The sequence below is a fragment of the Frischella japonica genome, from assembly GCF_014489845.1.
GTDB lineage: Bacteria > Pseudomonadota > Gammaproteobacteria > Enterobacterales > Orbaceae > Frischella > Frischella japonica.
The window spans coordinates 1-1229 of sequence record NZ_JABURY010000030.1 but is presented as its reverse complement, the minus strand read 5'-3'; the positions used below and the strand labels follow the sequence as shown (position 1 = coordinate 1229).

Annotated in this window: 1 protein-coding gene and 1 pseudogene; both read left to right on the top strand. The window is 40.6% G+C overall.

Annotation, left to right across the window (positions count from 1 at the left end):
- Nucleotides 1-186: 186 nt before the first annotated feature.
- Nucleotides 187-807, top strand: coding sequence for a hypothetical protein (locus FcAc13_RS12010; protein ID WP_187756464.1), 621 nt, complete (start codon nucleotides 187-189; stop codon nucleotides 805-807).
- A 9-nt stretch (nucleotides 808-816) separates the two neighbouring features.
- Nucleotides 817-1229, top strand: a pseudogene (locus tag FcAc13_RS12005) (hypothetical protein); the annotation flags it as partial.

Sequence of the window (1229 nt, the reverse complement as noted above, 5' to 3'; positions counted from 1 at the left end):
TATCTGGAAAATGTACCGGATTGGGCCAACAATCCTCTTTTAGATGAAATTAATGCGGTGATTAGGGATATTATAGCACTAACGCCAGAAACCAAAGGGCGCTCGGGGTCGGTATTTTTAACGTCTAATAAAAGGGAAGTTGCATGGGGAGAACGTGTTGGTAGAAGAATATTTTAAGGATAGGGTATGAAAAAATTAGCAATATTGTGGTTATTGGCGTTTAGTTTAATTGGCTGTGGCACCGAGCAAGAAAAACGGGTCTTACAAGCGGAATTTGATGAATCTAATCCTTCGGGTAATAGTGCGATTTGTTTATCCAATGGCTTGAACCCTCATGAATGGATCAACTTAACTGAGCCCTATACAACCTATGATATTACTCCTGGTATAGAGCGTTACGACTATTTAGTTCTAGCCAATAACCGGCGCAACAAACGCTTAGCCATTTTTGCGCAGTTGGGATTACTTAATCAGCAAGCCCTGGCCAATGGACAATATCGCTATACCCTAACCGAGCTGGGGTCAAAGTATTTTGATGAAGATAATCTGTTCTGTTTTGGTCGGGTAGTGATAGTGGATATGAAATATCAGAAAAAACAAGATGGCAAGCGTTTATATACTTATCGTTATTATCTGGAAAATGTACCGGATTGGGCCAACAATCCTCTTTTAGATGAAATTAATTCGGTGATTAGGAAAATTATAGCACTAACGCCGGAAACCAAAGGGCGCTCGGGAATGATATTTTTAACGTCCGATAAAAGGGAAGTTGCATGGGGAGGACGTGTTGGTAGAAGAATATTTTAAGGATAGGGTATGAAAAAATTAGCAATATTGTGGTTATTGGTGTTTAGTTTAATCGGTTGTGGCACCGAGCAAGAAAAACGGGTCTTACAAACGCGATTTGATGAGTCTAATACTTCGGGTGATCGTGCGATTTGTGTTACCACAGGCGAAGGTCCCACTTTCTGGCTTAGTTTTACAGAGCCGTACGAAACACATACTATAGACCCCAGCGTTGATGATTATGACTACTTAGTCAAAGTTGATAACCGGCGTAACAAACGCTTAGCCATTTTTGCGCAGTTGGGATTACTTAATCAGCAAGCGCTGGCCAATGGTCAATATCGCTATACCCTAACCGAACTGGGTTCAAACTATCTTTATAAGGATAATCGGTTCTGTTTTGGTCGGGTAGTGATAGTGGATATGAAATATCAGAAAAAACA

Bases quoted from the DNA above. Each gene is read 5' to 3' on its own strand.
- FcAc13_RS12010 (WP_187756464.1), top strand. From the start codon at position 187: ATGAAAAAATTAGCAATATTGTGGTTATTGGCGTTTAGTTTAATTGGC.